This window comes from Sphingomonas sediminicola (assembly GCF_049991885.1).
Lineage (GTDB): Bacteria > Pseudomonadota > Alphaproteobacteria > Sphingomonadales > Sphingomonadaceae > Sphingomicrobium > Sphingomicrobium sediminicola.
The window spans coordinates 1001440-1024504 of the sequence record NZ_CP178916.1; the positions used below are offsets into that span (position 1 = coordinate 1001440).

The window sequence follows — 23065 nt, forward strand, 5'->3', positions numbered from 1 at the left end:
TAGGGGGCTAATCGCATGGGCATCTTGGTTTGGGTCGTCCTCGCGGCCATCGTGCTGGTGCTGGTCCTGGCCGTCAGCATCTACAACCGGCTCGTCCGGCTGCGCGCGCTGGTGAAGGAAGCCTTTAGCGGGATCACCGTGCAGCTGCGGCGGCGCGCCGACCTGATTCCCAACCTGGTCGAGACAGTCCAGGGCTATGCCACCCACGAACGCGAGGTCTTCGAAGAGGTTACTCAGGCCCGGGCTGAAACCGTCAAAGCCGGAAGCGTGGAGGCGACGGCGCAGGCCGATGCACACATGACGGGAATTCTGGGACGTCTGTTCGCGGTGGCGGAGGCCTATCCGGAGTTGAAGGCCAATACGAACTTCCTCCAGCTCCAGGACCAGCTGGCAAACATCGAGGGCGAGCTTCAGAGCGCTCGGCGGTACTACAACGCGACCGTTCGCGACCTGAATTCTACCATCCAGAGCTTCCCCCCGGTGCTAATCGCCCGGCCTATGGGGTTCACCGAAGAGGCGTTCTACCAGGACGACGACCCGGCGATCCAAAGCGCCCCGAAAGTGGCCTTCCAGCGCCCGGGCGCTTAATGATGTCCCGCTTTTGGCGGGCCCTCCCCGCCTTGTTGCTCCTGCTGGCCGCCACGCCCGCGCCCGCCGAGGAGCGCATCCAGCGTTTCGTCTCCGACGTCCAGATCCAGAAGGACTCATCGCTTGAAGTCACCGAGACGATCGACGTCCGCGCCGAGCACAACGCGATCAACCGCGGCATCTATCGCGACTTCCCGACCCGTTATCGGGGACCGCACGGCTCTCAGGTACGGATCGGTTTCACGTTTCGGGACGCAACGCTCGACGGGACGCCGGTGCAGGCGTCGACGGAGATGGTCTCGAACGGCGTCAGGATCAGGCTCGGCGACCCGGACAAGTTGGTCGACATTGGCGATCATCGTTACGTCATCCGATACAAGACCACGCGGCAGGTCGGCCGCTTCAAGGATTTCGACGAACTCTACTGGAATGCGACGGGCAACGGCTGGATGTTCCCGATAGACGTTGCGCAGGCTCGTATTCGCCTTCCCTCCGCCGTGAAGTTCGGCCAGCGGTCCGTTTACACGGGCGCGCAGGGATCGACGGCATCCAACGCCCGAGTGATCGAAGAAAAGCCGGGCGACATTAGCTTCCAGACGACCGGAGCGCTCGGACCCTATGAAGGTCTTACGGTCGCGGTCGCTTTTCCGAAGGATGTGGTCGCCGAACCGACCGAGTCAGACCGGACCAAGTGGATACTTGCCGATTACGGCCCGCCCGTGGTCGGTGTGATTGCCATGCTTGGCCTCGGAATATTCCTATACTTCGCCTGGGCCAGGGCCGGACGAAATCCGCGAGCAGGCACGATCGTCCCGCTCTTTTCTCCGCCGGCCGACCTTACGCCTGCCGGGATGCGTTACATTTGGAAGATGGGCGCGGACAATCGCGCTTTCGCGGCCGCCCTCGTCGACATGGGTGTCCGGGGTCACATCAGGCTCAGCGAAGAGGATGGCGGCTTCTTCTCGCGCGACAAGACGGTTCTCGAGCGCCTGCCCGGCGCGAATCCTCTTCCGCCAGAGGAAGAAGCCGCTCTTCGAGAACTGGCGAAGACGGGCGAGCAGATTGTGATGGAGCAGAAGAACCATCAAAAATTCTCTGCTGCACAGAAGAGTTTGGGAGATGTTCTGAAGAATACCTACGAAGGCGTGATGTTCAACCGGAATTGGGGTTGGGCGGTTGCCGGCGTCATCCTGTTCATAGCCGCCTTCTGGTTGGTCGCGGCTGCAGTGGTTGCGACAACCGACGGCGCTGCGATCTGGCGGATCCTGGTAACCCTTGGCGCGGCAGTCGTGGCCGCAATGCTGGCAATGGTGATCCATGGCTCTTCAACGAGCGGGAAATGCCTGCTCGTGCTCGGCATGTTCGGTGCGGGCGCGGTAGCACTCATGACCGGTGCTACAGTCCTGATTGAGGCGCTGAACACGGGCTGGTGGCAGCCGCTTGTGTTGCCGCTGCTCGGGCTGCCCCTCGTAATCTCTGCCTTCTTCTGGATAGCGGCGCCGACGAAGGATGGCCGCAAGGTTCTCGACCAGATTGCCGGCTTCAAACAATATCTCTCGATCACGGAGCGCGAGCGGCTGGACCGCATGCATCCCCCTGCGGACACGCCGGAGCTGTTCGAACGCTATCTGCCCTACGCAATCGCGTTGGGCGTCGAAAACCGGTGGGCGGAGCGGTTTGCGGGTGTCCTCGCGGCAGCCGCCGCGCAGGGTCAGCAAGGCTTTGTTTGGTATTCGGGAACACGCGATCCCTGGAGCGACCCCGGCCGATTTGCAGAAAGCGTCGGCTCTTCCCTGGCAAGCACGGTCAGCTCGGCTTCAACGGCGCCAGGCTCGAGCAGCGGGTCCGGCGGAGGCGGGTCGTCGGGTGGCGGCGGTGGTGGCGGCGGAGGCGGCGGCTGGTAGCGCTCAGGCCGGACGCAACCAAATGGTTTGTGGCTTCTCGCGATACGTCCCGTCGGCCTGACGCTGAAAGCCCAGCTTCGATGCGAGCTTCATTGAAGGGTCGTTCCCGGGCGAAATGAGCGCCCAGATTGGCTGTCTGCCAAAATGCTCTTCGAACCAGCCTAGAGCGGCCTCGCAAGCTTCGCTGGCGTACCCTTTGCCGTGTGCGACGGGAGCGAGGATCCAGCCCATCTCGGCCTGCCCCTCGATCGAAGGCTCGCATCCGCGGAGGAAGTCGAAGAACCCGACGTGGCCGATCGCAGAACCACCGCCCCGCTCGGCAACGGCCCACATGCCAACGCCGGTGAGGTGCCACAGTCCTGCGCCGGCAAGCATTCGGCGCCACGTATCTTCGCGGCCGCTAGGCCCTCCAACATGCTGGCTGGCTTCGGCGTCCGCGAAGAAACTCAGGAAATATTCGAGGTCGCGCAGCTCGAAGTCGCGCAGCACCAATCGCTCCGTCTCGATCCGAGGAGCGGACGGAAATCGGTGGGCCTGGTCGTGAAACGGAAGCAGCTTCAGCGAGCCTGCTTACTTCTTGCCAAGCGAGAGTCCGCCGAAACGCTTGTTGAAGCGCGCCACCTGTCCGCCCGTGTCGAGCATCTGGCCACGTCCGCCGGTCCATGCAGGGTGTGACGTCGGGTCAATCTCGAGGTGCAGCGTGTCGCCTTCCTTGCCCCAGGTCGAGCGGGTCTGGAAGGTCGTGCCATCTGTCATCTGGACGGTAATGGTGTGGTAGTCGGGATGGGTACCGGATTTCATCTTCAGTTCCTTGAAATGGCGCTGGTTTCCGACCAGCAGCCGGGAATGCCGGGCGCACTTAAGCGAGAGAGCCCCGATTGACAAGGCTCGCGGCTGGCTCCTAGTCCCACCCCCGGACCGAGGTCCGGCGGTTACGGCTGCCGGCCAAGAAGGAAGCCGGTGCAAAACCGGCGCTGTGCCCGCAACTGTATCTGCCCGCCTGGGTGGGAGTCAGACACTTGCCTTGGTCCGTCGTCCGTTTCTCCGGCCGGGACCAGCCGTAGTGCGTGGGTGCTCCGCATCCTCTGCGACGACATGTTCGTCAAAGGAGGATGAATTGATCGACGCACTTCCAACCACCGAAATCATCGTCACCGCGGAGCGCGCGCCCGAGAAGGCCGAAGATACGCCCGCGAGCGCGGCCGTCATCGACAGTGAAAGTATCGAGCGGCTGGGCGAGCCGCTGGTCCCTGCCCTGCTGCGCCTTACGCCGTCGGTATCGGTCGCCACGTCGGGTCCAGCGGGATCGTTGACGGAGGTCCGCATCCGCGGGACCGAGAACAACCACACATTGCTGTTCGTAGACGGAATCCGGGCGAACGACCCCGCGACCGGCAACCAGCCGCGCTTCGAACTGCTCAACGCCGACGTTACTTCGCGAATTGAAATCGTCCGCGGACCGCAATCGGCGCTCTGGGGATCGGAAGCCGTCGGTGGCGTCGTCGCGGTAGACAGCGTTGCGAGCGAGCGAAGTTCGTTCTCGCTGGGCAGTGAGATTGGCTCGTTCGGATTTCGCAGGGGGTCAGCATCCGGATCGTTCACGAGCGGCAAGTCGAGCCTGGCGGGCGGACTCGGGTGGCAGCGAGCCACTGGCATCGACGCCTTTGACGGAAACGGCGACAAGGATGGCTACCACAATCTCTCTGGACGGGTTCGCGGAACCTTGGAAGTCACTCCGGCCATTCGACTTGGCGTAGCGGCGTTTGCAATGTCCGGACGGAGCGATTTCGACGGGTACGACCCGATTACGTTTCTCCATGCCAACACGCTCGACAGCAGTCGCAATCGACTCAGTGCCGTAAGGTTGTGGGGTGATTTCGGAGATCCCAAGTCGGCCTGGAGCGGCAGTCTCGGCGGCGCCACCCTCTCCTCTCGCAACCGGAATTTCCTCGCCAGTGACGAGATAAACCGAACGTCAGGGCGCAGACAGACGCTCGACGCCCAGGTCCAACACCGTTTTAAGACGTCCTCGGTCGAACATCGTCTGATCCTGGCGCTCGATCACGAAAGTGAGGAGTTCAAGGCGCGCGACGTCAATTTCGGCGGATTCACCGATCAGGACCGCGATCGCAAGCATAACGCCGTCACCGCAGAATGGCGGGCGGACGCCGGACCAGCAACTTTGGACCTCGCAGTCCGGCGCGACGCCTTCAACCAATTCAAGGATGCGACGACGCTTCGGGCCTCGTTGCTTGCGAAGGTCGGGAAGGGCTTCTCAATTGCCGGTTCCTATGGCGAAGGCATCGCCCAGCCGACCTTTTTCGATCTCTATGGCTTTTTTCCCGGCAGTTTCGTTGGAAACCCGTCGCTTAAGCCGGAACGTTCACGCGGATTCGAGGCATCGCTTAGGTATGCAAATCGGACGTTTGCGGCATCCCTCACGGCATACCAGCAACGTCTTCGCGATGAGATCGTCGATACTTTCGATCCCGACACCTTCCTGTCGAGCACTGCCAATCGATCCGAGACTAGCAGGCGGTCGGGTGTCGAGGCTCAAGCCAATTGGTCTCTACATGAGGGACTTAGGCTCTCGGCGAACTACGCCTATATCAAGGCGAGCGAGCCCGACGACCTCGGATCTCACGTTCGCGAAGCGCGGCGCCCGAAGCATATCGGCTCCGTCGCCGCCGATGGACAGCTGGGCCGCATCTCCTACGGGCTCTCTATTGCCTACACAGGTTCGCGCCTCGACACGGACTTCGAGACGTTTCCGTTCCAGCGTGTGAAACTCGGCGCCTACTGGCTCGCCGGCGCCCGCGTGTCTTACGAGGTTGCAGAAGGCGTGCAGATCTTCGCTCGTGCCGCAAATGCCTTCGATGAGCGCTATCAGGACGCGCTCGGTTATCGGACCGAAGGGAGGAGCATTTATGGCGGCATCCGCCTTGCTCGCGGCCGCTAGCGTCGCATCCCTCAATCTATGCACCGATGAGTATCTGCTGCTGCTAGCCAGGCCGCAGGAGATCGCGAGCGTCAGCTTCCTCTCGCAGGACCCGCAGGAATCCCCGCTCTGGAAGCTGGCGCGCAGGCATCCTTCGAACCGAGGCTCGCTTGAAGACATCCTCGCGCAAAAGCCCAGAATCGTCCTGACAATGGGTGGCGGAGGACGAGCGACCTCGCTCATCGCTAACCGAATGGGCATTCGCGCGATTGACCTTCGCCCCGCGAGCGCGATCGAAGACGTCGCTTCGAACTTTAAGGCAGTCGCAAGTGCGCTGGGAGACCCTAAGAGAGCAACGCTGTGGCTGAAGCGCCTGGCCAGGCTTCGCGCCACTGCACCAATCAAGGCCCGAGATGCAATCTGGCTTGGTGGCGCCGGCCAGACGATCGGCGTTCCATCGGTTGGCGCCGACTGGATGCGTCTTGCCGGGCTCGCACAGAGACCGCTGAAGGGCGATCGCATATCGCTGGAAACGCTACTCGTCCGTCCTCCTTCCGTGCTCGTTCAGAGCACCTATCGGCATGGCGAATTCTCTCGCGGCGCACAGTGGCTTGATCATCCGATCGTCCAGAATGCGAGAGCCAAGTGGCTGCGCGCCGACGGGCGCTCTTGGACCTGCATGGGGCCGCTGGTCATCGGTGAGATCGAACGCTTTCGATCGGAGCTTCGATGAGCCGCAGCTGGTCCGCATCATTGATCGTCATCGTCGCCCTTATCGCGGCACTTAGCCTGCTGACGCCGCTCAGCAGCCTGCTGGAGCTGCGAAGGACTGATCCAGATCTGGCGTTGGCGTTAATCGAAGAACTCCGGCTTCCTCGGACCCTGCTGGCTCTTGGTTACGGTGCGGTACTGGGGATGACCGGCGCAGCGCTTCAGGCAACCTTCGCCAACCCCCTCGCTTCGCCCGACATCACGGGTAGCAGTAGTGGAGCCGCGCTTGGCGCCGTGGCTGGATCCTATTGGTTGGGAATTACCGGCCCATTGGCCCTCGCCGCATGCGGCGCTGCGGGCGCCGCGCTGGCGCTGGCTGCACTGTTCGCGATTGCAGGGCGTCGGAGCGAAACCGCGACCTTGCTTCTTGCCGGCATTGCCATCGCGCTCGCCGCCGGAGCGGGCACTAGCCTTCTTCTCGCCCTCGCTCCTTCGCCTTTCGCATTTTACGACAGCTTCGAATGGCTGATGGGGAGCTTTGTCGATCGGAGCCTTCCGCAGGCAGCGGCGGCTCTGATCCCAGCGGCGATCGCATGCGGTCTGCTCGCAAGTCACGGCAAAGCGCTCGACATGATGGCGCTTGGCGATGACGTCGCCGGCTCGGTCGGTTATCGACCACGCCGCCTCGCCGTCGACGTCGTGGCCCTCAGCGCGATTGCCGTAGGCGCGTGCGTGTCGGTCTGCGGGGCAATCGCCTTCGTCGGCCTTATCGCTCCTTATGCGGCACGCACGATCACGCGGGGACATCCGGGTCAGGCGTTGCTGCCAGCCGCGGCGATTGGTGCAATCCTCCTTCTTCTCGCGGATCTGATCGTTCGCGTGGCTCCAGCGGGCCGATCGATTCCGGTCGGGGTCATCACGACAGCAATCGGCACGCCACTGTTCATCTGGATCGTCGTTCGGATGCGCCGGACGGTGGCGTCATGACGTCGCTCCTGGAAGCGCGAGACATTGCGATTGCCGGTCGGCTCAATCCGACGAGCGTCGATGCCGGGCCGGGTAGCCTGATCGCCCTGATTGGCCCCAATGGTGCGGGGAAGACGAGTTTGCTGCGCACGCTCGCAGGCATTGAACGCGAGATGGGCCAGATCCTGGTCGACGGCGAGCCGATCAACGAAGCGCCTCCAGCGCGTCGGATGCGTCTGCTGTCATTTCTTCCCGCTACTCGAAGCCTGGTCTGGCCGATCGCAGCGCAGGATGTGATCGCGCTCGGTCTGCCCTCACCGGATCCAGCGAGGATTGTAGAGCTCGTCGAACTCCTCGAGCTTGGCAATTTGGCAGCTCGCCCTGTCAATCAATTGTCGACTGGCGAGCGGTCGCGGGTCCTGCTGGCCCGGGCTCTTGCGGCCAGGCCCCGGCTGATGCTGCTCGACGAACCCTTGTCGAACCTCGACCCTTATTGGGTCCTTCGAACGCTGCAGATCCTGCGCGGCGAAGCCGACACCAGCGGGTGCACCGTGCTGGCCTCCGTCCACGACCTGAGCCAGATCATGGCCTTCGATCGAGCATTGCTAGTCGATCGTGGCGGAATAGTCATGGATGGATCACCGGCAGTGGCCCTGGAATCACCCGAGTTTTCCACCGCCTTTCGTGTCGAGAAGGCGGGCTCGGCCTGGCGAATTAGCGATAAGTTTTAGGCCGACGGCGGGTCGGCGATCATCGCCGTAAAATTTGCTTCCGCAGCCAGCTTGCCTTCGATGGTTGCACGTCCGGCGAATTTACAGACCGTGGAGCGTTTCTGGACGAATTCAACCTCAAGCTTGAGAATGACGCCTGGCTCGACAGGCTGGCGGAACTTCGCGCCGTCGATAGCCATGAAATAGACGAGCTTGCCGCTGTTCGCGAGGCCGAGGGATTCGACCGCGAGTACGCCCGCCGCCTGGGCTAGCGCCTCCACGATCAGCACGCCCGGCATGATCGGCCGCCCGGGAAAATGCCCCTGGAAGAAGCCTTCATTGATGGTCACGGCTTTGATCGCGACGATCTTATGGTCCGGCTCGATGCTCTCGACCCGGTCCACGAGCAGCATTGGGTAACGGTGCGGAAGCGCCGCCATCACCCGCTTCACATCAAGCGGTCCGATAGCGGCGCCTTCCGTCATTCGCTTAGCGGCCCTGCGGCTGCTGCTGCGCCGGAGCGGCCGGAGCAGTCGTCGAAACGCTCGGCAGCTGCTGATTCAGGGCGGCCAGGACGTCATTGGTGACATCGAGATTTGCACCCGAGGCCAGCGTTGCACCCGCCTCGAGCATTACGTTGGCGCCGCGGCGCTGCATGACCTGCTGATAGATCGGGCCGAGCTTCGTGCTGATCTGCTGCGAAACATAGGCCTGGTTGCGCTGGATCTGGTTCGTCTGACGAGCAATCTCCTGAGCGCCCTGCTGCTGCTTGGTCTGGAATGCCTTGATGCGAGCCTGCAGCGCCGCATCGGGCTCCTTGCCCTTGAGGGCCTCGACAGCCGCCTGAAGCGACTGGCCTTCGGTCTTCAGCGGAGCTGCGAGGGTGGCTTCACGCGACTTCAGGGCAGTCACCTGGCCTTCGAGCGCGGTTTTCGCGGCCTTGCAGGCGGTGCACTCGCTGCTGACCTTTTCGAGGTCGACAACTGCGATCACGGCGCCGGGAATGGCCTGGGCAGAAACGCCCACGGGAGTGAGAACCATCGCTGCGAAGGCAGCGGTCATTGCAATCTTACGCATTAGAATTGTGTTCCTACGTTGAAGCTGAAGAGTTTTGTGTCGTCGCCTTCCTGCTTGAGGATCGCCTTCGCGAGGTCGATCCTGAGCGGCCCGAAAGGCGAAACCCAGTTGACGCCTACACCTATGGCCAGGCGCGGCTTCGGCGAATTGCCGACGAAACGTTCGCGATATCCCGACGTGAACGTATAGCCCGAAGCGCAATTCGCCTTCGTCTGACCCGGATCGAGCGTTACCACCGATCCTGTCGTTCCGCTCGGCGGCGAGCAGAAGCCCGGAATATCCTGCAGCGCCGGACTCTTGAGTCCCCAGACCGAGCCGACGTCGACAAATGCGGAAGGTCGGAGTCCGAAGCTCTTCAACGCGGAACTGGTCGGGAATTCTAGTTCGACGCGGCCCATATAATAGGCTCGCCCGCCGAGCGCATCGCTAACACGATTGCTGGCAGATACGAACTCGCCGTTCTCGTCGTAGTCCTCACGCAGGATACGCGGGCCGATGCCGCGGATGTCGAAACCGCGAAGCTGGGTTCCGAAAAAGCGGTCGGTGATGCGGATCGCGTCGCGGCCCGGTCCCGGCGCCTTCTCGAGCGGATGGATATACCCGCCCTCTGCACGAGCCGAGAAGACCCAGCCGCTGCCAAGGAATGGCGGCTGCCAATATTTGATGCCGCTGAAGCGCGACCGCACGTAGCGAACGTCACCGCCGAGGCCCGCGAAGTCCTGTGAAACGACGAGTGACTGGCCGCGCGTCGGGCGGATGCCGTTCGTATCGTTATAGACGATCGAATAGCCGACCGACGACGTCAGGCGCCTCCCGAGCTCGTCGCATAGATACTGACCCGCCTTCTTGGGGTCGCACGCCGCCGGCAGCGGGCCATTACTTCCAGTGAGAGGCCCGCTTCCATCCGGATCTGCAACAAGGTCCGGATCGGTGAAGAAGGTGCCCTTATCGAGGGTGATATTGTCGAGGATGAGCGAGTAGCGCGTGCCCAACGTAATATATTCGGTAATCGGGAATCCGAGGCGGAGCGCGGTGCCCGTGCTCGTCTGCGAATAGGTCGTGTTCCGCTGATTTCCGACGAAATTGAAGCTGTTGTAGTCGCGCCGAAAGATGTCGCCGCCGAGCAGGATCTGCTTGTCGAACAGATAGGGTTCGACGAAGCCAAGCTGGATCGACTTCGAATAGCGCGACCAGTTCACGCCCGCGTTGAGCTCCTGGCCTTTGCCCATGAAGTTCCGCTGAGCGATCGAGAATGCCAGGATGAATCTCTCGAGGCTCGAATAGCCGGCGGATAGCTGGAGCTCGCCCGTCGACTTCTCTTCAACGTTGAGGCCGAGAACGACCCGGTCCGGACTGGAGCCTTCCGTCTGCTTGATCTCCAGGTTCTCCTGGAAGAAGCCGAGCGACTGCAGGCGATCCTGCGAACGCTTCACCTTCAAGGCGTTGAAGGCGTCGCCCTCGTTGACGCGGAACTCGCGGCGGATGACCTTGTCGCGCGTTGAGGTGTTGCCCTGGATATCGATGCGCTCGACGTAAGTGCGAGGCGTATCGCCAACCCGGAAAGTAATACCCATCACGTGCTTTTCGGCATCGCGATTATAGGCCGGATTGATGTCGGCAAAGGCATAACCGAGGCCGCCGGCTTCCTCATTCAGCTTGGTGACGGCATCCTCGACCGCCTTGGCGTTGAACCAGTCGCCTTCTTTGAGGTTGACCGTCTGGACGATCTTGTCGGGCTGAAGGTCGCGAAGCGCGCTTTCGGCTTCGATCTTGCCGAAACGATAGCGCGGGCCCTCTTCGACCACGTAGGTGATGACGAAGTCGCGGCGGTCCGGGGTTAGCTCGGCCAGCGCCGAGACGACGCGGAAATCCGCGTAGCCTTCGGTCAGATAGAAGGCGCGAAGCTTCTGCTGGTCGGCCGCAAGACGGTCGGGATCGTAGCTGTCATTGGACTTGAGGAAGCCCAGGACGCCGCCGGCCTGGCGCGTGTACATCTCCTTGCGGAGCCGCCCGTCGTCGAACGCATCGTTGCCGATGATGTTGATGCTGCGGACCTTGGACTTGTCGCCCTCATAGATCTCGAACACCAGGTCGACGCGGTTCTGTTCGAGATTGACCACCTTCGGCTCGACGCGGGCGGCGAAGCGGCCTTGGCGCTTGTAAAGCTCGATGATGCGCTCGACGTCTGCCCGGGCCTTGGAGCGCGTGAAGATCTCGCGAGCCTTCAGCTTGATTTCGGGGAGGATCTTGTCGCTCTTGATCCTCTTGTTGCCCTCCAGAACGATCCGGTTGATGACCGGGTTTTCCTGGACGGTGATCACGATGTTGCCAGTCTCGGCGCCGGTGATGACGACGTCGGAGAATAGCTCAGTCCCGTAAAGGTCCTTGAGCGCCGTATCGAGCGTCTCGGCGGAATAGCTCTGACCGGGCGAAAGATTTGCGTAGGAGCGGATCGTCTCCGGCTCCAGGCGTTGGTTGCCGCGAACCGCGATGGAACGGATCGTTCCCTGCGTTGCCGGTGCAGGAGCAACGGACACCGGAGTTGGTGCAGGTGCCGGTGTCGCGGGCGGATTCTGCGCCGGTGCCGGAGCGGGCTGCGCCGCGAGCGGATCCGACTGCTGCGCCTGCGCCAATACGGGTACCGACCAGCCGCCCAGGATGGTTCCGGCGAGGAAGACCGCGCCTGCGCGATTGCCAATAAACTTACGCTCTGAAGTCACGCGTCCCCGCCTTTTGTGCAAGAATCAGCGGCCGCCCCTCAGCGGTCCGCAGGAATGGTGTGCAGCCCTGCCCTAACCGTCCTAGCCAATCAAGCGCCCAAGCCGTTCCCACAAGCCGAACGACCCCAAATCGTTGACGGTTGTGAAGATGAGCAGGGCCAGGATGAATGCGAGACCGCCCCGGAACGCCCAGTCCTGAGCACGCGGGCTGACCGGGCGACGCTGCACGGCCTCGATTCCGTAGAATAGGAGATGTCCACCATCCAGCATGGGGACTGGCAAGAGGTTGATGAATCCGAGATTAATTGAAAGCAAAGCGAGCAGGCTCAGGAAGTCCACAAGCCCCAAACTCGCCTGCTGGCCCGCGACCTGAGCGATCTTGAGTGGACCTCCAAGTTCCTTGACCGAACGTCTTCCGGTGATGATCTGCCCCAGCGCCTCCAGCATCGTCCGAGTCATCTGCCAGACATAGGACGTGGCAGCTGGTACGAGCTTGAGTGGCGGCACCGGCTCGAACACGATCCCGACGGGCGACACGCCCAGCAAGCCCCTTCGATAGGTCTGCCCGAACCTGTCCCTTTCGACGTCAGTGCCCAACGTCACCTGGATCGCTCGAACCACTTGCTCGCGTTCAAGCTCGATAGTGACCGTCTCGCCGGGGCGAAGCATGGCGTAGTTGCGAAGCTCTTCAAATGTCGGGGTCGGACGTCCACCGATAGACAGGATCCGGTCGCCCGGCTGGATTTGCGCGGTCGCGGCCGCGCTTTCCGGCTGGACCTCGCTGACGATAGGAGGCGTCCTTGGTGCTCCATAGATCGCGAAGAAGGCCGAAAAGATAAGGATCGCGAGCAGGAAATTCGAGACTGGGCCGGCCAGCACGATCAGAAACCGCTGCCAGATCGGACGCAGGTGAAAGCTTATCTTCTGCTGCTCAGGCGTAAGTTGTTCCTGATCGGCCGGAGCGCTCGCAGCATGTTCGTCGCCGACGAACCTCACGTAGCCACCCAGCGGGAGCCAGCCCACCTTCCACCGTGTACCACGCTTGTCTGTCCAGCCCGTGACCTCGTGCCCGAATCCGATTGAGAAGATCTCGGCGCCGACCCCCAGCCAGCGAGCGACCAGATAATGGCCAAGCTCATGGATGAAGACGAGCGGTCCGAGCGCGCAGACGAACGCGATCAAGATCAGCCAGATTGGCGGTTGCGACAGCATCAGGCGCAGCGCCCTTCGATCATTGCGGTCACATCAGTGCGGACTTTCCGGTCGATTTCAAACACATCTTCGATGGATCGCGGAGCCGGGCTTTCATTTTCTTGAAGAGCCATATCGACCAACTTGCTGATGTCCGGGAAGGAAATCTTGCCGTCGAGGAAAGTCGCGACGGCCACTTCGTTTGCGGCATTGAGCGCCGCCGGCGCCGACCCACCTGCCTCAAGTGCTTCTCGCGACAGTCGAAGCGCCGGGAAACGCTCGAGGTCGGGCTCCCCGAAATCCAGTCTCGCTATAGCGGCAAGATCGAGGCGCTGGGCTGGCGTCGGCATGCGTTCCGGCCAGGCCAGCGCATAGGCGATCGGAATCCGCATATCCGGCGAACCTAGCTGGGCCAGCACAGACCCGTCGATGAATTCGACCAGCGAATGGATCACCGACTGCGGGTGGACGAGAATGTCGATGCGCTCGGACGGAAGCCCGAAGAGATAATGCGCCTCGATCAGCTCGAGCCCCTTGTTCATCAGGGTCGCCGAATCGACCGAGATCTTTGCTCCCATGGTCCAGTTCGGATGCGCCACGGCCTGAGCTGGCGTGGCGTTGCGCATAGCCTCCGCCGAAGCCGTCCTGAACGGTCCGCCGCTGGCAGTCAGGATGATCCTTGAGACCTGGTCGATGCGGCTCCCCGCAAGCGACTGGAAAATGGCGTTATGCTCGCTGTCGACGGGAAGCAGGGTGGCGCCGCTGGTCTTTGCGGCTTCGGTCATCAGGTCGCCAGCGGTGACCAATGCCTCCTTGTTGGCAAGAGCGACGGTCTTCCCCGCCTCGACAGCCGCCATGGTCGGTCGCAGCCCCGCACAGCCGACGATAGCCGCCATGACGAGATCGGAGTCGCCCGTTGCTGCTCCTACCAGCGAATCGGCGCCAGCGGCCGCCTGGCAACCGCTACCCTGAAGCGCATCTTCCAGGTCGCGAAGCCGGCTCTCGTCCGCGATGACCGCAAGCCTGGCGTTAGTCCGTCGGGCTGCGTCGGCGAGCGCGTCCACGTTCACAGCCGCCGTCAGGGCCGTGATCTCGAACTTGTCCGGCGATCGCTCGATGAGGTCGAGCGTCGATTTCCCGATCGAGCCGGTGGAGCCGAGAATTGCGACTTTCTTCACGCTAAGCCCGCTGCCTGCGCCGCAACGGTCAGAACCGCAACTGGAACTAGGCCATCAAGACGGTCCAGGAGACCGCCGTGTCCCGGCAGCCATGACCCGGAATCCTTGATCCCGGCCATCCGCTTCATCTTGCTCTCGAACAGATCGCCGGCCTGCGCGGCAACGGCGAACAGGGGTGCGAGTGGAAGCAGAGCCCAGTTGAGATCCGTTGAGAGAACCCAGGCTGCTCCGAGCAATGCTGCAGCGGCCATTCCGCCCCACAGGCCCTCGACCGTTTTGCCGGGACTTATCGTGGGTGCGAGCTTGCGCTTCCCAAAGCGCCTGCCCGCGAAATAGGCGCCGATGTCGGTCGACCACGTCACAACGAAAACCCACAGCAGCAACGATAGGCCCTGATCGCCGCTCCGGTCGCGGATCCAGAGAAGGGCGAGTGCAGGCAGCAGGCAGTAGAAGAAACCGCCGACTGACCAATGAAGGCCCCAGCCCCGGACAATCCGCATCCATTCGTAGAACATGCCCGTGGCCGCAGCGGCGACCAGGAATGCGAAATAATATCCACCCAGCACCGCCGCCATGAGCGCGACGACGACCATGGCGATTCCAGAGATGACACGGGTTGTTAGCTCGTTCACCGGCCTCCGAACCGCCGCTCACGGGCGGCAAACTGCTCAATCGCTTTGACTAGCTCGGCCTCATCAAAATCGGGCCACAACGTCGGCGTGAAGACCAGTTCCGCATAGGCAGCCTGCCACAGCAGGAAGTTTGACAAACGGACTTCGCCGGAAGTCCGTATCAGGAGGTCGAGTTCCGGAAGGCCATGGGTCTGTAGATGTGATCCCAACGCCTCCTCATCGATCGAGGCGGGTTCGATCTCCCCTGATACTGCCTTGGTTGCGAGCTTCCGGGCTGCGGCGGCGATTTCTGCACGCGACCCGTAATTGAGCGCCACGACGAGCGTCAGCCGCCTATTCGACTGAAGGCTCGCCATCGCCTTTTCAAGGCGTTTCGACAGATCGGGCCCGAAAGCCTCGTAATCCCCGATCAGCCTGAGCTTCACGCCCTCTTTGGCGAGCGAATCCAGCTCGCGTTCAAGATAATAGCCGAGCAGCCCCTTAAGGTCGGACACTTCCTCCTCGGGGCGGCGCCAATTCTCGGACGAAAAGGCATAGAGGGTAAGGACTTCTACGCCATTTTTGACGGCAGCCCGCAATGTTCGTCGAACAGCCTCTGCGCCCGCCCGATGGCCTGCAACACGGGGCAGCCCGCGCTTATTCGCCCAGCGGCCGTTGCCGTCCATAATGATGGCGACATGGCGCGGAACCGACCCGCCTTCTTTGGCCGGCCGCTCAGCTTCGTTCGGAGCGGCGGCAGGCGTCACTTGCCGAGGATTTCCTTTTCCTTGGTTTCTGCCGCCGTATCGATCTCCTTGATCGTATCGTCCGTCAGCTTTTGTACCTCAGTCTCGAGGCGCTTGCGCTCGTCCTCGCTGATGTCGTGCTTCTTCTCGTCAGCCTTGAGATGCTCCATGCCATCGCGGCGGACATTGCGAACGGCGATGCGCGCCTTTTCCGCATATTGGCCAACCAGCTTGGCAAGCTCCTTGCGACGCTCCTCCGTGAGTTCGGGGATCGGCAAGCGGATCATCTGACCGTCGGTGATCGGGTTGAGGCCGAGTCCGGCGGAGCGAATTGCCTTCTCGACGGGCTGCACGTTCGAACGATCCCACACCTGGACCGAAAGCATGCGCGCCTCTGGCACGGAAACAGTCGCTATCTGGTTCAGCGGCATGTTCGCGCCGTAGACCTCGACGTGAACGGGATCGAGCAAAGCCGTCGATGCGCGTCCTGTACGAAGGCCGGCGAGATCATGCTTCAGTGCTTCGAGCGCGCCGTGCATTCGGCGCTGGAGGTCGGATTTATCGATGCTCGTCGTCATGCTTACTCTCCCTGGACGACCGTGGCGGTCCCGCGGCCCTCGATGATCTCTGCGAGATTACCGGGCTGGCGGATGTTGAAGACCACGATCGGAATATTGTTGTCGCGGCACAGCGCAACTGCCGCTGCATCCATGACCTTAAGGTCGTCGCTCAACACCTTGTTGAAGCTCAGGCTTTCGTAACGGGTAGCGTCGGCTTTCTTCTTTGGGTCGGCAGTGTAGATCCCGTCGACGCTGGTGCCCTTGAACAAGGCGTCGCAGCCCATTTCGGCCGCCCGCAACGCTGCGGCGGTGTCGGTTGTGAAGTAAGGATTGCCCGTGCCGGCGGCGAACAGGACGATCCGGCCCTTCTCGAGATGCCTGAGTGCCCGGCGGCGAATGTAGGGCTCGGAAACGCTGGCCATCGGGATCGCCGACATCACTCGGGTATCGACACCTTGCTTCTCCAGTGCATTCTGAAGTGCCAGTGCGTTCATGACCGTTGCCAGCATTCCCATGTAATCCGCGGTCGCCCGGTCGAAGCCTTTCGCCGCTGCAGCCATGCCCCGGAAGATGTTGCCGCCGCCGACGACCAGGCACAGTTCGTGACCCTTGGCCTTTGCCGCGGCAATTTCGCTTGCCAGTCCTGCGGCAGCTTCCGGGTCGATGCCGAACTGGCCCTGCCCCATCAGCGCCTCACCCGAGAGCTTCAGCAGGATCCGGTTGAAGCGTGGGCGGGTCATTCGGGCGCAACGTCCTTCAGATATGGAAAAGGCGGACACGCTTTAGCGCGCCCGCCTCATTTTCCAACAGCCAAGACAAAATGTCTTAGGCGACCGGTTCAGCCTTCGAGGAGCCGGCAGCCGCCGCGACTTCCGCCGCGAAGTCTTCCTGCTTCTTCTCGATGCCTTCACCGAGCTGGAAGCGGGTGAAGCTCTTTAGGACGATGCCCGTGCCGGCTTCCTTCGCTGCCTGCGCGACGACGTCCGCGACCGGCGTCTTGTTGTCCATCACGAACAGCTGCGACAAGAGCGCATTGTCCTTGCGGAACTTGCCGAGGCCGCCTTCGACCATCTTCTCGACGATGTTCTGTGGCTTGCCACTTTCCTTCGCCTTTTCCATCGCGATCGCGCGCTCACGCTCGACCAACTCCGGATCGAGCTCGTCCGCGTTTAGCGCCAGCGGGTTCGCAGCCGCGACATGCATCGCGATCTGCTTGCCAAGGGCGGTTAGCGTTTCGGACGGAGCAGCGCTCTCGAGAGCGACCAGCACGCCGATCTTGCCGAGGCCCGGAACGACCTGGTTGTGGACGTAAGGAACGACAACGCCCTCCTTCACTTCCACGACCGCGGCGCGGCGCAGCGACTGGTTCTCGCCGATCTTGGCGATGTTGTCCGTCAGCGTCTCGGCAACCGTTCCACCCGACGGGTAAGCAGCGCTCGAGAGCGCCTCGATGTCAGAGCCGTCCTTCAGTGCGATCTGTGCAACGTTGCGGACGAAATCCTGGAAGATCTCGTTCTTGGCGACGAAGTCCGTCTCCGAGTTCACCTCGACAACCGCACCACGAGTTCCTTCGACGGCCACGCCGACGAGGCCCTCTGCGGCCGTGCGGCCTGCCTTCTTGGCGGCAGCCGCGAGGCCCTTGGCACGCAGCCAGTCGATGGCGGCTTCCATGTCGCCATTGGCTTCAGCAAGCGCCTTCTTGCAATCCATCATCCCGGCGCCGGTGCGCTCACGGAGTTCCTTCACGGTCGCGGCCGTAATCTCAGCCATTTCTCTAATTCCCTCTAAGGGCCCCCGCGTGTCGCAGGAGCTCGTTCAAGCTTGAATGTAAGTACTGCTCCCCCGCTTCGCGAGGGAAGCAGACTTAAGCTTCGAGCGCGGCTTCAGCCGGCGGTTCGGCCATCGCACCGATGTCCTCGCCACGGGCAGCGGCATTGCCGGTACGGCCGTTGCTGACAGCCTGGGCAACCGCGTCCGTGTAGAGGCGGATCGCGCGGCTGGCGTCGTCGTTGCCCGGAACCGGAAAAGCAATGCCGCTCGGGTCGCTGTTCGAATCGAGAATCGCGACGACCGGGATCCCAAGAACGTTGGCTTCCTTGATCGCCAGTTCTTCCTTGTTGGTGTCGACGACGAACATGATGTCCGGCAGGCCGCCCATGTCGCGAATGCCGCCAAGCGACTTTTCGAGCTTGTCGCGCTCGCGGGTCAGCTGAAGGACTTCCTTCTTGGTGAGGCCGGCGGTGTCGCCCGAAAGTTGCTCTTCAAGCGTCTTGAGGCGCTTGATCGAGTTCGAGATCGTCTTCCAATTGGTCAACATGCCGCCGAGCCAGCGGTGATTGACGAAGTGCTGGCCCGAAACCTTCGCGGCTTCAGCGACGGCATCCTGCGCCTGGCGCTTGGTGCCGACGAACAGCACCTTGCCGCCGCGCTGGACGGTCTGAGTGACGAAGTCGAGCGCGCGGGAGAACAGCGGCACGGTCTGCGACAGGTCGATGATGTGAACCCCGTTGCGGTCGCCGAAAATGTACGGCTTCATCCGCGGGTTCCAACGGTGGGTCTGGTGGCCGAAGTGCGCTCCGGCTTCGAGCAATTGCTGCATTGTGACGACGTTGGTCGCCATGGGTAGTCTCCTTCCGGTTGTGCCTCAGCGGAGCCATGTAACCAGCCTTACGACTGGCACCGGTATGTTAGCTCCGCCTGTGGGATGGCGGGCCAGTTAGCGGAAGGAGCTATTTCTTTCAAGGGCGCAGGCGCGCGTTCAAATTGCCACTTGACGAACCAGAACAAAGCAGGAACATTGTTCCGTCCCAGCAGCTTGGCGCAACCCGAAACGGAACAAAGCGAGTTCGTTACGGTTGTGCCACCAAACAAGGGACGTCGCTCATGCTTGCACCGCTCGCTACCTTGGCTTTCCTGTCGGCACTCTGGCTGACCGCAGCCGTTTTCACCGAAATGTTCGTACGCACCGGGTCGCGCATCGCCGCGGCCCTGCGTGGCGAAACACCAGCCGTCCGTGGAACGTCTCTGGTTATTCGGTCGCGACCGGCTCGCGCGCGGATTGCGAAGCGGAAGCCGATGCGGGCGCAGCCGCAATTGCGCGCCGCCGCCTGACCCGCTGATACGACGCGAAGGCAAACGGCAGCATAGCCAGATACAGTAGTGCGACGATCAAAAGCGTGACCCATGGCGCGCGGATCAGGGCGGCGCCGAGCAGCGCGACGCCCGCAAGCGCAAACAAACGCCAGCCACTTCGAATTCGGATCGACGACCAGCTGTAGGTTGGAAGGCTCGAGATCATCAGCGCCGCGATGAAGAGCGTCCACGCCATCACCGGCTCCCAGCGGCGGAACACCTCGTCGCCCGTGATCAACCAGAGAAAGATTGGGACGAAAGCCAACCCTGCCCCGGCGGGAGCAGGAACCCCTGTATTGAAGCCGGCGGACTTGTGCGGCTGCTCGGTGGCATCGATTCGAGCATTGAACCGGGCGAGCCGAAGAGCGCAACAAACCGCCAAAGCGAGCGCAGCGATCCATCCGAATCTTGGTGCCGTCTGAAGCGACCAGAGAAACAGGATCAGCGCCGGAGCAGTCCCGAAGGCGATATTGTCGCTGAGCGAGTCCAACTCCGCACCGAACCTGCTCTGAGCCCTCAACAGCCGGGCAATGCGGCCGTCAAGCCCATCCAGCACGCCGGCGAACACGACTGCGGCCAGGGCCTTCTCCCATTCAGCGCCGATCGCGAAGCTGACTCCGGTCAGTCCGAAGCACAGGGCCAGCAGAGTGATCGCGTTGGGGATCATCGCACGGAATGGAATACCGTGCCGCAGGCGTTGCTCGGGCTCGTCCATCACTGGCTGAACCCGATCAAGTCCGGCTGAGCTCCGAGTTCGGCGATCACCGTCTCACCCGCAATCGCCCTCTGTCCGAGCAGGACCCGAGGCCCCGTACCCGCAGGCAAGTAGACGTCGACGCGGCTTCCGAAGCGGATCAGCCCTACCCTCTCGCCCGCTTCGACCTGGTCGCCTTCGCGAACGAAAGTCAGGATCCGGCGTGCAACCAGCCCGGCGATCTGCGTGAAACCGATGCGGACGCCCGCTGCGGTCTCGACGACGACATGCTGTCGCTCATTGTCCTCGCTGGCCTTGTCCAGATCGGCATTCACGAACTTGCCGGGGATATAGGCAACCTTGCGGACGCGCCCGCCGACCGGCGAGCGATTAATGTGCACGTCGAAGACGCTCATGAAGATCGATACGCGCGTGTATTCCGCGCCGTCGAGGCCGTCCGCGCCAGCGAGTTCTGGCGGCGTGGGCACCCTGCTGATCATCGTGATGAGGCCGTCCGCCGGTGCGATTACGATATTATCGCCGCGAGGCGTGGTTCGGATCGGGTCGCGAAAGAAAGCGAAGATCCAGACCGTCAGGCCGACCAGCAGCCATGCGATGAACTGCCATCCGAGCAGGAAAGCGAATAGCGTCAGCGCTGCCGAACCGGCGGCGAACTTGCGCCCTTCAGGGTGGGTTGAAGGGAAGCGCCATTTGACGGTGGTTGGGGTGGTCAGGGCGCCATTAGGCTTGTCCAGAGAAGGCATGCGCACTCCCTTAAGCGCGGCTCCCCGGCTGCACAACGCTGCGGTTGCCTGATCGCGGGCCGCGTCCTAATGCCCCGCCAAACCCGGAAAAGCAGGACAATAATGACCAAGATCAAGGTGAAGAACCCGGTCGTCGAGCTCGACGGCGACGAGATGACCCGCATCATCTGGCAGTGGATCCGCGAACGGCTGATCCTGCCTTTTCTCGACGTCGACCTGCTCTACTACGACCTTGGCATCGAGAAGCGCGACGAGACCGAGGACAAGATCACCGTCGACGCCGCCGAAGCGATCAAGAAGCACGGCGTCGGCGTGAAATGCGCCACGATCACTCCTGACGAAGCCCGGGTCGAGGAGTTCAGCCTTAAGAAGATGTGGAAGTCGCCCAACGGCACCATCCGCAACATCCTAGGCGGCGTCGTATTCCGTGAGCCGATCGTCATCGCCAACGTGCCGAGGATCATCCCGGGCTGGACCGACCCGATCGTGATCGGCCGTCACGCATTCGGTGACCAATACAAGGCGACCGATTTCCTGGTCCCTGGCCCCGGCAAGCTCACGATCAAGTGGGAAGGCAACAGCGGCGACAAGCTTGAATACGAGGTCTTCGACTTCCCGAGCGCCGGCGTCGCCATGGGCATGTACAACCTAGACGAGTCCATCCGCGACTTCGCCCGAGCCTGCTTCAACTACGGCATCAACCGTAAGTGGCCGGTCTACCTGTCGACGAAGAACACGATCCTCAAGGCCTATGACGGTCGCTTCAAGGACATCTTCCAGGAGATTTTCGATAGCGAATTCAAGGCTAAGTTCGATGAAATTGGCATCGAGTACCAACACCGCCTGATCGACGACATGGTCGCCTCTGCTCTCAAGTGGAGCGGCAAGTTCATCTGGGCCTGCAAGAACTACGACGGCGACGTCCAGTCGGACCAGGTCGCGCAGGGCTTCGGTTCATTGGGCCTCATGACCTCGATCCTAATGACTCCGGACGGCAAGACGGTCGAGGCGGAAGCAGCCCACGGCACGGTTACCCGCCACTACCGCATGCACCAGCAAGGCAAGGCGACCTCGACCAACCCGATCGCGTCGATCTTCGCCTGGACGGGCGGCCTCAAGTTCCGCGGCAAGTTGGACGAAACCCCGGACGTGGTCCGCTTCGCAGAGACGCTCGAGCGAGTCTGCATCGATACGGTGGAGGCCGGTCACATGACCAAGGACCTCGCGATCCTCGTCGGCCCGGATCAGCCGTGGATGACGACCGAGCAGTTCTTCGACACGATCGTGAGGAACCTAGAGACGACTATGGCTTCGTGGGAGAAGGCGCCGCAGGCGACTGAACCCGCTCGCGCCTGACGCCGAGCCCGACGATCCGACCCGGAATGCGCCGGAGCAACGGAAAGCGATCGAACAGCCGAATAATCAAAGGCGCCTGACGAATGGGCTCTGTGCCCTGAAGCAGGCGGCCGATGATTCGGTCCTGCGCTAGCTTCTGTCCGCCCTGGATGACGCGGGTCGGAAACATTCGGCGCTCCTGCACCCTGGCAAGCAGCGGATCCAGACTTTCTCCACTGGCCAAGGGTCCAGCAAGCGCGTTTGCCGCCGCTACAGCGTCCTGAACCGCCAGGTTGATGCCAATTCCGCCGATTGGCGACATCGCGTGAGCTGCATCGCCGATGGCGAGCAGGCCCGGCTTGTGCCAGGTCGTCAGCCTGTCGAGCTTCACGGTCAGCAGGTGAAGGTCGGAAATCTCGTCGAGCTCTGCCAGGTCAAGGTCCGATGGGGCGGCTGCGGCTACTTCCTCCCGGATCGCGTCGATTCCTCGCTTTTGGTAGGCCTCGGCAGCACCCTTCGGGATCAGGAAGGCGCATTGCCAATAATCGCCGCGATCGATCATCACGAGAAGCCTGCCCCGTTCGACGTTCCCGCGGAGTCCTCCTATCTCCTGCCTCGGCTTGGCGACACGAAACCAGAAGACATCCATCGGCGCCCCAAGATCCTCCAGCGGAAGCTTTCCGCGAACGATCGAATCCCGCCCATCGGCAGCGATCGTTAGTGGAGCGATGACGTCGCGCCCGTCCTTCATCCGGACACCGAGGACCTTGCCTTCTTTTTCGATGAAGCTCTCAACAGGAGACTCCATCTCGATATAAAACCCGGGGAAGGCTTTCCCCTCGACTCGCAAGAAATCGAGGAACTCCCACTGCGGCATCATTGCAATGAACGGCGCCGGGGTGTGGAGGTGCGACAGATCGCCGATCGTCCACTCCCGCCCGGCGAGGCGCAGTTCCGCCCGATCGACTTTGTTGTGTGGCCGATGAAGAAATCGCTGAAGCATCCCGAGTTGGTCGAGGATCTCCATCGTCGACGGGTGGACGGTGTCTCCACGAAAATCGCGGAAGAAATCCGCATGCTTCTCGAAAATGCGGACATTGCAGCCCGCGCGGGCGAAGAGCAGACCCGCCATCACGCCCGCCGGCCCTCCGCCGACGACGATTAGGTCTGCATCACGCTCTGACGTCATGCGGTCGCGCTTACAGCCCTTGCGCGCTCAAGTCAGCGCTACCCGGCAGGG

At 62.3% G+C, this 23065-nt stretch carries 23 protein-coding genes and 1 riboswitch; of the genes, 7 read left to right on the forward strand and 16 right to left on the reverse strand.

From position 1 onward, the window contains the following. Positions 1-15: 15 nt before the first annotated feature. Positions 16-588 (forward strand): LemA family protein, encoded by a 573-nt coding sequence (locus ACMC5O_RS05260; protein WP_426693372.1) that lies wholly within the window; start codon positions 16-18, stop codon positions 586-588. Then, positions 588-2492, forward strand: a complete 1905-nt coding sequence (locus ACMC5O_RS05265) for a DUF2207 domain-containing protein (protein ID WP_426693373.1) — start codon at positions 588-590, stop codon at positions 2490-2492. Before ACMC5O_RS05260 ends, ACMC5O_RS05265 begins: the two co-directional genes overlap by 1 nt. A gap of 3 nt (positions 2493-2495) precedes the next feature. Here ACMC5O_RS05265 and ACMC5O_RS05270 read toward each other — a convergent pair whose 3' ends face one another. Both ACMC5O_RS05270 and rpmE read right to left on the reverse strand, forming a co-directional pair. Continuing rightward, on the reverse strand, positions 2496-2981 hold the full coding sequence (locus tag ACMC5O_RS05270; RefSeq protein ID WP_187709626.1) for a GNAT family N-acetyltransferase: 486 nt from the start codon (positions 2979-2981) through the stop codon (positions 2496-2498). A gap of 81 nt (positions 2982-3062) precedes the next feature. Then, positions 3063-3293, reverse strand: a complete 231-nt coding sequence (rpmE, locus tag ACMC5O_RS05275; protein WP_187709625.1) for a 50S ribosomal protein L31 — start codon at positions 3291-3293, stop codon at positions 3063-3065. 103 nt (positions 3294-3396) lie between these two features. Then, a riboswitch (cobalamin riboswitch) is annotated at positions 3397-3533 on the forward strand. Positions 3534-3609: 76 nt separating this feature from the next. Between rpmE and ACMC5O_RS05280 the strand changes: the two genes are divergently transcribed. The 4 genes from ACMC5O_RS05280 to ACMC5O_RS05295 are packed head-to-tail and all read left to right on the forward strand — an operon-like array spanning position 3610 to position 7838. Then, a complete protein-coding gene (locus ACMC5O_RS05280; protein ID WP_426693374.1) occupies positions 3610-5451 on the forward strand; it encodes a TonB-dependent receptor plug domain-containing protein in 1842 nt (613 codons plus the stop codon). After that, positions 5420-6163: a hypothetical protein gene (locus tag ACMC5O_RS05285; protein WP_426693375.1), complete on the forward strand. Its 744-nt coding sequence runs from the start codon at positions 5420-5422 to the stop codon at positions 6161-6163. Before ACMC5O_RS05280 ends, ACMC5O_RS05285 begins: the two co-directional genes overlap by 32 nt. Further along, positions 6160-7128: a FecCD family ABC transporter permease gene (locus ACMC5O_RS05290; protein ID WP_426693376.1), complete on the forward strand. Its 969-nt coding sequence runs from the start codon at positions 6160-6162 to the stop codon at positions 7126-7128. The genes ACMC5O_RS05285 and ACMC5O_RS05290 overlap by 4 nt, the downstream gene beginning before the upstream one ends. Next, positions 7125-7838, forward strand: a complete 714-nt coding sequence (locus ACMC5O_RS05295; protein ID WP_426693377.1) for an ABC transporter ATP-binding protein — start codon at positions 7125-7127, stop codon at positions 7836-7838. Before ACMC5O_RS05290 ends, ACMC5O_RS05295 begins: the two co-directional genes overlap by 4 nt. On the opposite strand, the gene fabZ is transcribed toward ACMC5O_RS05295, so the two are convergent. The 13 genes from fabZ to ACMC5O_RS05360 all read right to left on the reverse strand — a co-directional run bounded on the left by fabZ (position 7835) and on the right by ACMC5O_RS05360 (position 20490). Continuing rightward, positions 7835-8302 (reverse strand): 3-hydroxyacyl-ACP dehydratase FabZ, encoded by a 468-nt coding sequence (fabZ, locus tag ACMC5O_RS05300; RefSeq protein ID WP_187709620.1) that lies wholly within the window; start codon positions 8300-8302, stop codon positions 7835-7837. The two genes, ACMC5O_RS05295 and fabZ, sit on opposite strands and share 4 nt — an antisense overlap. A 4-nt stretch (positions 8303-8306) precedes the next feature. Further along, positions 8307-8894, reverse strand: coding sequence for an OmpH family outer membrane protein (locus tag ACMC5O_RS05305; protein WP_187709619.1), 588 nt, complete (start codon positions 8892-8894; stop codon positions 8307-8309). Continuing rightward, on the reverse strand, positions 8894-11614 hold the full coding sequence (gene bamA, locus ACMC5O_RS05310) for an outer membrane protein assembly factor BamA (RefSeq protein WP_187709618.1): 2721 nt from the start codon (positions 11612-11614) through the stop codon (positions 8894-8896). Before bamA ends, ACMC5O_RS05305 begins: the two co-directional genes overlap by 1 nt. A gap of 81 nt (positions 11615-11695) precedes the next feature. After that, positions 11696-12826, reverse strand: a complete 1131-nt coding sequence (locus ACMC5O_RS05315) for a M50 family metallopeptidase (RefSeq protein WP_426693378.1) — start codon at positions 12824-12826, stop codon at positions 11696-11698. Beyond that, complete coding sequence (locus ACMC5O_RS05320; RefSeq protein ID WP_187709617.1) at positions 12826-13983, reverse strand: 1-deoxy-D-xylulose-5-phosphate reductoisomerase; 1158 nt, start codon at positions 13981-13983, stop codon at positions 12826-12828. Before ACMC5O_RS05320 ends, ACMC5O_RS05315 begins: the two co-directional genes overlap by 1 nt. After that, entirely contained in the window at positions 13980-14615 is a 636-nt protein-coding gene (locus ACMC5O_RS05325; RefSeq protein ID WP_426693379.1) for a phosphatidate cytidylyltransferase, read from the reverse strand. Before ACMC5O_RS05325 ends, ACMC5O_RS05320 begins: the two co-directional genes overlap by 4 nt. Then, entirely contained in the window at positions 14612-15361 is a 750-nt protein-coding gene (locus ACMC5O_RS05330; RefSeq protein WP_426693380.1) for an isoprenyl transferase, read from the reverse strand. Before ACMC5O_RS05330 ends, ACMC5O_RS05325 begins: the two co-directional genes overlap by 4 nt. After that, positions 15358-15918 carry a ribosome recycling factor gene (gene frr / locus ACMC5O_RS05335; protein ID WP_187709616.1) on the reverse strand — a complete coding sequence of 187 codons (561 nt, stop codon included), beginning with the start codon at positions 15916-15918 and terminating at the stop codon, positions 15358-15360. Before frr ends, ACMC5O_RS05330 begins: the two co-directional genes overlap by 4 nt. Positions 15919-15920: 2 nt before the next feature. After that, on the reverse strand, positions 15921-16640 hold the full coding sequence (gene pyrH, locus ACMC5O_RS05340) for a UMP kinase (RefSeq protein ID WP_426693381.1): 720 nt from the start codon (positions 16638-16640) through the stop codon (positions 15921-15923). An 85-nt stretch (positions 16641-16725) separates the two neighbouring features. Continuing rightward, entirely contained in the window at positions 16726-17670 is a 945-nt protein-coding gene (gene tsf / locus ACMC5O_RS05345) for a translation elongation factor Ts (RefSeq protein WP_187709615.1), read from the reverse strand. A gap of 94 nt (positions 17671-17764) precedes the next feature. After that, complete coding sequence (gene rpsB, locus ACMC5O_RS05350) at positions 17765-18520, reverse strand: 30S ribosomal protein S2 (protein ID WP_187709614.1); 756 nt, start codon at positions 18518-18520, stop codon at positions 17765-17767. Positions 18521-18928: 408 nt separating this feature from the next. Next, positions 18929-19747, reverse strand: coding sequence for a CDP-alcohol phosphatidyltransferase family protein (locus ACMC5O_RS05355; protein WP_187709880.1), 819 nt, complete (start codon positions 19745-19747; stop codon positions 18929-18931). Beyond that, a complete protein-coding gene (locus tag ACMC5O_RS05360) occupies positions 19747-20490 on the reverse strand; it encodes a phosphatidylserine decarboxylase (protein WP_187709613.1) in 744 nt (247 codons plus the stop codon). Before ACMC5O_RS05360 ends, ACMC5O_RS05355 begins: the two co-directional genes overlap by 1 nt. Before the next feature lie 102 nt (positions 20491-20592). On the opposite strand from ACMC5O_RS05360, the gene ACMC5O_RS05365 reads away from it, so the two are divergent. Beyond that, a complete protein-coding gene (locus ACMC5O_RS05365; protein WP_187709612.1) occupies positions 20593-21846 on the forward strand; it encodes an NADP-dependent isocitrate dehydrogenase in 1254 nt (417 codons plus the stop codon). On the opposite strand, the gene ACMC5O_RS05370 is transcribed toward ACMC5O_RS05365, so the two are convergent. Continuing rightward, positions 21794-23014 (reverse strand): FAD-dependent oxidoreductase, encoded by a 1221-nt coding sequence (locus ACMC5O_RS05370; protein ID WP_187709611.1) that lies wholly within the window; start codon positions 23012-23014, stop codon positions 21794-21796. The two genes, ACMC5O_RS05365 and ACMC5O_RS05370, sit on opposite strands and share 53 nt — an antisense overlap. Positions 23015-23065: the final 51 nt, after the last annotated feature.